8 protein-coding genes are annotated in these 9,669 nt (G+C 67.2%); 2 read left to right on the top strand and 6 right to left on the bottom strand.

Annotation, left to right across the window (positions count from 1 at the left end; genetic code table 11):
* The first annotated feature begins 201 nt into the window (after positions 1-201).
* Positions 202-702 (top strand): hypothetical protein, encoded by a 501-nt coding sequence (locus I6N91_RS15190; RefSeq protein ID WP_198813942.1) that lies wholly within the window; start codon positions 202-204, stop codon positions 700-702.
* Positions 703-789: 87 nt separating this feature from the next.
* On the opposite strand, the gene I6N91_RS15185 is transcribed toward I6N91_RS15190, so the two are convergent.
* Together I6N91_RS15185 and I6N91_RS15180 are read right to left on the bottom strand one after the other, a co-directional pair.
* A complete protein-coding gene (locus I6N91_RS15185; RefSeq protein ID WP_198813940.1) occupies positions 790-1,815 on the bottom strand; it encodes a LacI family DNA-binding transcriptional regulator in 1,026 nt (341 codons plus the stop codon).
* A gap of 44 nt (positions 1,816-1,859) precedes the next feature.
* Positions 1,860-3,593, bottom strand: coding sequence for a glycoside hydrolase family 13 protein (locus I6N91_RS15180; protein ID WP_198813938.1), 1,734 nt, complete (start codon positions 3,591-3,593; stop codon positions 1,860-1,862).
* Positions 3,594-4,050: 457 nt separating this feature from the next.
* On the opposite strand from I6N91_RS15180, the gene I6N91_RS15175 reads away from it, so the two are divergent.
* Positions 4,051-4,599 carry a DUF4190 domain-containing protein gene (locus I6N91_RS15175; protein ID WP_198813962.1) on the top strand — a complete coding sequence of 183 codons (549 nt, stop codon included), beginning with the start codon at positions 4,051-4,053 and terminating at the stop codon, positions 4,597-4,599.
* Between the two features lie 46 nt (positions 4,600-4,645).
* On the opposite strand, the gene I6N91_RS15170 is transcribed toward I6N91_RS15175, so the two are convergent.
* The 4 genes from I6N91_RS15170 to I6N91_RS15155 all read right to left on the bottom strand — a co-directional run bounded on the left by I6N91_RS15170 (position 4,646) and on the right by I6N91_RS15155 (position 9,599).
* Positions 4,646-6,007, bottom strand: coding sequence for a DUF4032 domain-containing protein (locus I6N91_RS15170; protein ID WP_198813936.1), 1,362 nt, complete (start codon positions 6,005-6,007; stop codon positions 4,646-4,648).
* Between the two features lie 144 nt (positions 6,008-6,151).
* A complete protein-coding gene (locus tag I6N91_RS15165) occupies positions 6,152-7,240 on the bottom strand; it encodes a sn-glycerol-3-phosphate ABC transporter ATP-binding protein UgpC (protein WP_198813934.1) in 1,089 nt (362 codons plus the stop codon).
* 114 nt (positions 7,241-7,354) lie between these two features.
* Positions 7,355-8,143 carry a trehalose-phosphatase gene (otsB, locus tag I6N91_RS15160; RefSeq protein ID WP_198813933.1) on the bottom strand — a complete coding sequence of 263 codons (789 nt, stop codon included), beginning with the start codon at positions 8,141-8,143 and terminating at the stop codon, positions 7,355-7,357.
* Positions 8,136-9,599, bottom strand: coding sequence for a trehalose-6-phosphate synthase (locus I6N91_RS15155; protein ID WP_198813932.1), 1,464 nt, complete (start codon positions 9,597-9,599; stop codon positions 8,136-8,138). The genes otsB and I6N91_RS15155 overlap by 8 nt, the downstream gene beginning before the upstream one ends.
* Positions 9,600-9,669 lie beyond the last annotated feature (70 nt).

Raw genomic sequence — 9,669 nt, 5'->3', positions numbered from 1 at the left:
GAGAGTAGGACACCGCCGGACCACCCTTAGGCTGCAGGCCCCACCACCGGTGGGGCCTGCACCCCTTTAACCACCCCAACCAATACCGATACAGTCGGCCAGCGCGCCGCACCCGGACGGCCGGCACCCGCCCTGCCCGCCCCCGGGGCCGGCCCAATCCGCCCCTCCGTCGGCTGGTCCAGACCCCGGTAGAGTCGGACCATGAGTGGACTTTTCTCGCATGCGGCTCCCGAACCCGCCGACGGCGGGACTGTGGCGGACATCCGCGCTTCCGTGCGCGTGCCGGCCGATGTGGTCGACGCCTTTTCAGGGTTCACCGAACATCTCCACCTGTGGTGGCCGGGCGCTGAGCTCAGTGTGTGGGGCGCTGGAAGCTTCTTCGACCTTGAGGGTGGTGTCTTCGTCGAAACGTCAGCCGAGGACGAGGAGGCCGTCTGGGCAGAGGTTACCGAGCGTGAGGACCAGCGCGATGGTCACCGCGCCTTGTCACTCCTGTGGCGGCACCGCCCCGGCCCTTTCCCAGCGACGGCGGTTGAGCTTTCCTTCAACAGTGTCGGAGGGGCGGCACCTGCCACAAGCGTCGACGTCGTCCACGGCGGCTGGCCCAGGGAAGGCGGCCCCGACGACCTGCGCGGGCGCTACGAGCGGTTCTGGCCGCTGGCCCTCGGCAGGTACGCGCGCTTCATGGGTGGGGCGGTCTGATGTCCTGCTACGCGAGGAGCTAGCGGCTATCCTCCACGGCCCGGCGTCCCGGGCGGGGACGGGCCTCCCGGGCGCCTGCAGCGGCAGTCAGGGCCTGTCGGCCGGAGCGGACGTGCTCGAGCGCACGACAAGCTCGGTCCGGGCGTCCTCGTCGGGCGGCAGGGTGTCTGCGTTCTCCGGGTCGGTGAGGATACCGAGCAGCCGCTTCACGGCATTCTCCCCCTGCTGGCCGGGGAACTGGGCGATGGTGGTGAGTCCGAAGATCCCGCCCAGGTCGTGGCCGTCGATTCCAATCACTGAGAGATCCTCGGGTACGTGGAGGCCGAGGTCCCGGGCGGCAAGGATGGTTCCGATCGCCATTTCATCCGATGCGCAGAACACGGCCGTGGGGCGGTTGTGCGGGTGGCCCAGCATCCGCTTGGCTTCGGTATATCCACCGGTGATGGTGAAGTCCGCGTGCGCCCGCCAGGAGGGAAGAACTTCGAGCCCCTCCGCGCTCATCGCTGCCTCGTAGCCCTCACGGCGGGAGCCTGAGATTCGGAAGTCGTTCTCAAACGCCTCGATGCCGCCGATGTGGGCGATCCTGCGGTGTCCCAGGCTGAGCAGGTGCTCGGTAGCCAGGGTGGCGATCGCCTTGTCGTTCACGCTGATCGTATGGGCGCCGGGTAGGACGCCGCCGATTCCCACAACGGGCTTGCCCACGGCGAGCAACTGGCCCAGTTCCGACCTGCTCAGCTCCAAGGCTACGGAGATGACGCCGTCGCAGCGCTGGCGCAGCAGGAACTCCGACAACACCCGGTCCCGGTGCTTCGCGCCTTCGCTGAGGTTGTAGAGGGTCAGGTCGTAGCCGGCCTCCAGCAGGGCGGCAGCGGCGCTGTCGACGATCTGTGAGAAATACCAACGGTTGACCGAGGGCACCACCACTCCGACGTTGCGGTTCCTGCCCGAGGCGAGGGACGACGCGGAGTAGGAGAGGACGAACTCAAGTTCCCGCGCGGCCTTCAGCACTGCGAGGCGCGATTTTTCCGACACGCGGCCGTTGCCGCTAAGGGCCCGGGACACCGTGGCCGTCGACACTCCGGCGCGCTTCGCGACGTCCTTGATGCCGGCCACGGCGTCCTCCCCCCTTCGGATCGGGCCTGGGAAGCCCGGCCGCTTTAGTTAAGCTTCAGCCACACACAGTGGTTGGGTGCGAGAAGCCCGTTGGCGCCCGCCTCGGGGTGGCTTGCCGCCAGAATCGAGCCGCCGGGCAGCTGCGTATCGAATTCTCCCATGTTGATCAGGACGACGACGTCGCCGTTGCGGAACGCCACGGTGTCGCTGTTCTCGTACTCCATGCTCCACTGCAGCGATCCGGCTCCAAGGCCCAGTTCACGCCGCAGGCGAAGCGCCGAGCGGTAGAGGTTCAGCGTCGACCCGGGGTCGGAGTCCTGGCGGTCGACGGCGAGAGCCTTCCAGCTCTCGGGCTGCGGCAGCCAGGGGGTGTCCGCTGTCCCGAAACCATAGGCCGGCTCCTCCGCACGCCACGGAAGGGGAACCCGGCATCCGTCACGTCCGAGCCGTTCCCCGCCGGTCCTCGCGAAGGTGGGATCTTGGCGGAACTCAGCCGGCATGGTGGTGTGGTCGGGCAGGCCGAGCTCCTCGCCCTGGTAGAGGTAGATGCCGCCGGGAAGGGCGAACATGGCAAGGGAGGCCGCACGGGCGCGGTCCAGCCCGGTTGCGGTGTCCGGCTGCGGATCGAGGTGGCCGATTCCATCACCGGGACGGGGAAAGTCCTCGCCGAGCCCGAAGCGTGTCGCGTGGCGGACGACGTCGTGGTTGCTCAGCACCCAGGTGGTGGGCGCGTCGACACTGTCGAAGGCCTCAAAGGAGCTGGAGATGACGTTGCGCAGACCATGCGCGTTCCACGGGTGGTGCAGGTAGGCGAAATTGAATGCCTGGTGCATTTCATCCGGGCGGACCCAGTCGGTCAGCCGCGGCAGGGGGTCGATGGTGGCTTCGGCGCAGAGCACCCGGTCGCCGTCGTACTCATCGAGGATCTTGCGCCAGCTGCGGTAGATCGCATGGATCTCCTGCTGCCCGAACATTGGAGCCTCATGACCCGGGAAGCCTTCGCTTGAGCTGCCGTCGGCGCGCCCGCCCCAGTCCGGCAACCCTTCGGCCTTGACCAGGGCATGGGCGACATCGACCCGGAATCCACCGACGCCGCGGTCAAGCCAAAAGCGCAGGATGCGCTCGAACTCGTCCCGCACCGCCTGGTTGTCCCAGTTGAAGTCGGGCTGGGAGGAATCGAAGAGGTGGAGATACCACTGTCCGCCCGACCCGTCGCTGTTGACCACGCGGGTCCAGGCCGGACCGCCGAAGTGGGACTGCCAGTTGTTGGGCGGAAGCTCCCCATGCTCGCCCTGCCCGTCCCTGAAGATGAACATTGCACGTTCCGGTGAACCGGCCGGGGCAGCTAGGGCCCGCTTGAAGAGAACATGTTCGCTCGAAGCGTGGTTCGGCACGAGGTCGACGATGACCTTAATTCCGAGTTCGGTGGCACGGGTGGTCAGCGCATCGAAGTCGGCCAGAGTTCCGAACAGGGGGTCGACGTCGCAGTAGTCCGCGACGTCGTAACCGCCGTCGCGCTGAGGCGAGGTGAAGAAGGGGGAGAGCCAGACGGCATCCACGTTGAGCCGGACGAGATGCTCCAGCTCCTCACGCACGCCGGCAAGGTCGCCCATGCCGTCGCCGTTCGCGTCGCGGAAGGACCGGGGGTACACCTGGTAGATCACCGAGGAGCGCCACCACGCATCGTCGGCGTGCTGCGTATGGATGGGGTCATGGAAAGTGACAGCTCCGTCGGGAGCGCTGAAACCTGCCGTGTCGACGGCCGCTGAAAAGGACATGGGAAACATCGTAGACCCGCAACCACCAATAATGAAAGCGCTTGCAGGCCCATATTCCGCGTGTTCAAGCCGTTACACGCCGGAAACCTCAGCGCGACTAGGCATCTTGTTCTTCCCGCTATGCAAACGTTTGCACGGATGATATTTACCACACCCTCTGCGTCGATGCCGGAGGAGGGGTGCTCCCGGTCCGGCGGGGTGGCGCTGAGGGGATTCGGCGGTGGTCCGTCCTGCGGCTGGGTGTCGGGTCTGCGCTCTGCGGCGGTGTCCGGCAGCCGGTGGGATGGCGGTCGGGAGGGCAGCCGGGATGGCAGTCGGGATGGAGCTTCGGCCGGTCGTTCGGGCGAGCCGGCCCGACCCCCGGACACGCCCGCTCTGCGGTGATATTCTCGGCCCAGAGGCCCGTGGGGCCACTGCAGGAGTTCGTTCCTGCACCAACAAGATTGCAGGGGCGCAAGTGTCAGACAACCCAGCAGGTCCGCACGGCGGACCCGGTTCCAACGATCCGTACGGCAAGGGCCCGGGCGGAAGCTCTGGAACCTCGGGATCGTCCAACCCCGGCCAGTCGCCGTACGGCCAGCCCGCCTACGGCCAGTCACCCGCCCCGTACGGCCAGCCCGCCTACGGGCAGGGCCCGGGCCAGCCGGCTTACGGCCAGTCGCCGTACGGCCAGGGCTACCCAGGAGGCGGTTACCCGGGCCAGCAGGGACCGCGGGAAAACCCCGGACGCACCCTGGGCATTGTGGGGCTTATCCTGGCGATTGTTTTGGCCCCGGTGGGCCTGATTTTGAGCATCGTGGCCCTGGTGAAGTCGAAGAAGGCCGGGATGGGCAACGGCCTCGCGGTGGCGGGCATCATCGTGGGTGCCCTTTTCACCATCCTGCTGGTCCTGGCGATCCTCCTGCTGGTTGCTGCGGCCCCGTTCATCGGCGAAGTCGCCGACTTCTGCGAGCAGGCGGGCCCCGGACTGCACGAGTTCCGAGGCCAGGAAATCCAGTGTCCCTAAGGACCGGCTGAGCCGAACCCCGCCTTGACCGGGCGGGGTTCGGCGTTTAACTGTCCGGGAAGCTGTTGTCTCCGTCGAGCCCGATGGTCTTCGAATCGGCGGTCAGCATGATCTCAGCCTCGTCGCGCCGGTGCCGCAGCTCGGAGTCGAGGTAGGACTGCACCGCCTCTGCCATGGGCACGTTGCGGTCCTGCCGCTCGGACATGTACCACCGGTGTTCAAGCACCTCATGCACCACCTCGGCCGGCTCGAGCTTGCCGCCGAGCTCACGCGGTACCGACCGCACAATCGGTTCAAAGACTTCGCTGACCCACAGGTGGGCGCTGATCTCCTCGTCGACGTCGAGGTTGTTGTTGTCCGCCCGGTAGGCGTCCATGTCGTTGAGCAGCCTGCGGGCCTGGTTCTCCTGGGCGTCGATGCCGGTCAGGCGGAGCAGCCGGCGGCTGTGGTGGCCGGCGTCGACAACCTTCGGCTGCAGCTGAATCCGGGAGCCGTCGGCGACCGTGCTGATGACATATTCCTCCACGTCGAAGCCGAGGTCGTTGAGCCGGCGGATGCGGGCGTTGACGCGCCAGCGTTCTCCGAGTTCGAATGACTCCCGCGCCGTAAGCTCGGTCCACAGCCTGCGGTAGCTGTCCATGATCAGCTCGCTGGTGGCCAGCGGGTCGACCTTCTCCTCAATCAACCCGCCCTCTGCGAGGTCCATCAGCTCGCCGGCGATGTTGACGCGCGCGATCTCGAGGTCGTACTCCCGCTGGCCGCTCGAGAGTTCCGGGTAGAGCTCTCCGGTCTCGGCGTCCACCAGATAGGCGGCGAAGGCGCCGGCGTCGCGCCGGAACAGCGTGTTCGACAGCGAGACGTCGCCCCAGTAGAACCCGATGAGGTGCAGGCGCACCAGCAGGAGGGCCTGCGCATCGATCAGACGGGTGAGGGTGTCCCGGCGCAGCGTCTGGGAGAACAGGGCGCGGTAGGGCATCGAGAACTTCAGGTGCCGGGTGACCAGCACCGGGTCGAGCTCGGTGCCGTCGGGGGTGGTGCGCCCGGTGATGACCGCGACGGGTTCGACGCACGGCACATCGAGGCGCTGGAGCTTACGCAGCATGTGGTATTCGTGGCGGGCGATGTGCTCGCTGGTTTCCTTCACGGCGATGACCGAACCCCCGAGGTGCGCGAACCGCACGATGTGGCGGGAGATACCGCGGGGGAGGGCCGCAAGGGTCTCTGTCGGCCATTCCTCGAGGGCGATGTGCCAGGGCAGGTCGAGCAGCTCGGGATCGGCGGAGGCCGCGGTGATGTTCAGTGAGCCCAGCGCCGATTCCGGAGGGGCAGTCCGGATGCGTGGCAGCTTGCCCGTCTGCGCATAGTCGGTCGGTTCGTCGTGCCAGTTGGCGTTGTAGGTCTCGGTCATCGTGTTGCCTTCTGTAGGACCGCCGGTGCGCGGTCACTGGGAGTGCTCAAAGCATGAAGTCCGTCAGCTTAAACCGCAATGCGGTGGTCCCCCGTCTGTGAAGACGCAGCATGGGAACCACCGCATTGCCGGAAATGCGTTGAACTAGACCGTTTCGGCCAGGCGGGCGCCGGAGGTCGTGTCGAACAGGTGCACGTGGCCCTGCTCGGGGCGGACGTAGACGGTGTCACCCTTCATCGGAGGGCGGCGGCCGTCGACACGGGCCACCATGTCGTGGTTCTGGCCATTGAGTGTGGTGTGGCCATAGATGTAGGCGTCGGCGCCGAGTTCCTCGACGACGTCGACCTCAACCTGCAGGCCTTCACCGGGGGCGGCGAGCACGAGGTCCTCGGGGCGGACACCCAGGGTCACTGTGTTGCCCGCGGCCGCATCAAGGATGTCGCTGCGGACCGGGTACACGGTGCCGCCGAACAGCACGCCGCCGTCGGCGACGGGCAGTTCGAGGAGGTTCATGGCGGGGGAGCCGATGAACCCGGCAACGAAGACGTTCGTCGGGCGCTCGTACAGGTTGCGCGGGGTGTCGACCTGCTGGAGGATGCCGTCCTTGAGCACCGCAACGCGGTCGCCCATGGTCATTGCCTCGACCTGGTCGTGCGTCACGTAGACCGTGGTGACCCCGAGGCGGCGCGTCAGCGACGCGATCTGGGTGCGGGTCTGGACGCGCAGCTTGGCGTCGAGGTTCGACAGCGGCTCATCCATGAGGAAGACCTGGGGGTTACGCACGATGGCGCGGCCCATGGCGACGCGCTGGCGCTGACCGCCGGAGAGTGCCTTCGGCTTGCGGTCCAGGTAGTCCTCGAGGTCGAGCAGCTTGGCAGCCTCACGGACGCGCTCGGCGCGCTCTTCCTTGGGGATACCGGCGATCTTCAGGGCGAAGCCCATGTTGTCGGCAACACTCATGTGCGGGTACAGGGCGTAGTTCTGGAAGACCATCGCGATGTCGCGGTCCTTCGGGGGAACGTCGGTGACGTCGCGGTCACCGATGAGGATGCGTCCCGAGTTGACGTCTTCGAGTCCTGCGAGCATGCGCAGGGAGGTGGACTTGCCGCAACCGGACGGGCCTACGAGGACGAGGAATTCGCCGTCGGCGATCTCGATGTTCAGGCGGTCTACAGCGGGCTTTTCGGTCCCCGGGTACACCCGGGTGGCCTGGTCGAACGTTACCGTTGCCATTTTCTTGTTTCCTTTTCACGGGCAGGTACGTGCCCGACGATCCGTAGTGAATGGAGAGTTATTCAGTTGTGGCGGATAGAACCGGCGAGCCGGTCGATACCCACTTGGAGTATGTCACGAATGGTTGGGGGAAGCACATTCGCGACGCAGGGCAAGGAGGTCCTCAAGGGCGCCGGCAAGGTCCTCGGGGGAGCCCAGGCGGTAGCGGGCCGCTGTGCTGCCTTCACCGATCTTGATGCCGACGTCCTGGGGCTGCAGGACGCCGAAGGCGTGCTCGTCGGTGACGTCGTCGCCGGCGAAGAGCACCGCTGTGGCCCCGCTGAGCTCCCTCAGCAGCCCCAGTCCCTGACCCTTGTCGGCGTGAACCACCGATACTTCGAGGACCCGCTTTCCGTCGGTGACCTTGAGCCCGTCCAGCCCGGCCAGGCCGTCGCGGGCGGCAGCCACAGCGTCTGCGGCGACGTCGTCGGCGGCCGACCGGGTGTGAAGGACGACGCCGGCCGGCTTGGACTCGAGCCACGTGCCGGGATGAGCCGCGACGACGCTCTCGACGATGTCGGCCGCCGCGTCGAGCAGTTCGGCCTGCAGGGGGTCGAGGGTCAGGGGTGCGGCGTCCGGGCCGGTCCAGGTTTCGGCGCCGTGGCTGCCAATCAGCAGGGTTTCCGGCTCCGGGGAGGCCACCTGCCTCAGGCTGCCGAGCGCGCGCCCCGAGATCAGTGCCGTCGTCGTCGACGGCAGCGCGGCCAGGGCCTTCAGGGCCGCCGAGGACCGGGGGAGCGGACGGGCGTCCTCGGCCCGCTCGACCAGCGGCGAGAGGACGCCGTCGAAGTCGAGCGCGATGAGCAGCACCGGTGTTGCGGCGAGTTCCTCAAGGGCAGCCCGGAGGTCGGTGCGCTCAGGCATCGCTGTTGCCTGCCGAACCGTTGCGCAGGGCGGTCAGGAACGCCTGCGACCAGCGTTCGACATCGTTCTGGAGCACCTGGCGGCGCATGATGCGCATCCTGCGGATGCCTTCGGCCGGGGGCATGTTCAGGGCGGTGACCATCGCGGACTTCAGCCCGTCGATGTCGTGGGGGTTGACCAGCACGGCCTGGCGGAGGGTGTCGGCGGCGCCGGCGAACTCGCTGAGCACCAGGGCGCCGCGGTTCTCGGTGCGGGCCGCCACATACTCCTTGGCCACGAGGTTCATCCCGTCGCGCAGCGCCGTGACGAGCATGACGTCGGCGGCGAGGTACAGGGCGACCATTTCCTCGACCGGGTAGCTGTGGTGGAGGTACCGGATCGCCGTGTTCTTCATGGTGTCGTAGGTGCCGTTGATGCGGCCCACGGCGCCCTCGATCTCCTCCCGGAGGAGGCGGTACTGCTCCACGCGTTCCCGGCTGGGGCTTGCCACCTGGATCAGCGCGGCGTCTTCAACGGTGATGGAGCCGTCCTCGAGGAGTTCCCCGTAGGCCTTGAGTCGGTGCCCGATGCCCTTGGTGTAGTCAAGGCGGTCCACGCCCAGCAGGACGTGCTTGGGGTTGCCGAGCTCCCGGCGGATCTCCCGGGAGCGCTCGATGATGTCCTGGCGTTTGGCCAGTTCGGTGATGGCGTTCACGTCGATCGAGATGGGGAACGCCTCGGCGCGGGAGACGTAGGCGGGCGCGTCGCCGTCCGCGGGGACCTGCACCTGCTGCTGGCGGATGGTGTGGCCGAGGAAGCGGCGGACGCAGCGCAGGAAGTTACTTGCGTCGCTTGGGCGCTGAAAGCCGATGAGGTCCGCACCGAGCAGCCCCTCGATGACCTGCCGGCGCCAGGGCAGCTGCGCGAAGATCTCCAGCGGCGGGAACGGGATGTGGTTGAAGAAACCGATGACGAGGTCGGGGCGGGCCTTGCGCAGCAGCTTCGGCACCAGCTGCAGCTGGTAGTCCTGCACCCACACCGTGGCGCCATGGGCCGCCGATGCGGCGGTGGCCTTCGCGAAGCGCTCGTTGACCCGGCGGTAGGCATCCCACCAGGTGCGGTGGAACTCCGGCGGCGCGATGACATCGTGGTAGAGCGGCCAGAGGGTCGCGTTCGAGAACCCCTCGTAATAGAGCTCCACCTCGTCCTCGCTCAACGGCACCGGGACAAGGCGCATGTTTCCTTCATCGAAGGGCTCGAGGGTCTCGTCGGGTGCGCCGTGCCAGCCGACCCAAGCGCCGTCGGTCTTGGCCATGACCGGCGCAAGGGCCGTCACGAGGCCGCCGGGGGAGCGGCGCCACGAGCTGTTGCCTTCGTCGTCCGTGACGCGGTCGACCGCTAGTCGGTTGGAGACAACGATGAAGTCAAAGTCGCCGTAGTCGGTGTCGGAATCCGCTGCCGTTGTGGCTTCGCTCATTGAACTCTCCTGCGATTAGTAGGCCTACTGATGAACTCTATCGGTTAGGGGCACCGGCCAGCCCCGATAA

Source organism: Arthrobacter sp. MSA 4-2, assembly GCF_016405885.1.
GTDB lineage: Bacteria > Actinomycetota > Actinomycetes > Actinomycetales > Micrococcaceae > Arthrobacter_D.
The sequence above is the reverse complement of the archived record's forward strand: the minus strand, read 5'-3'. Positions and strand labels throughout refer to the sequence as shown.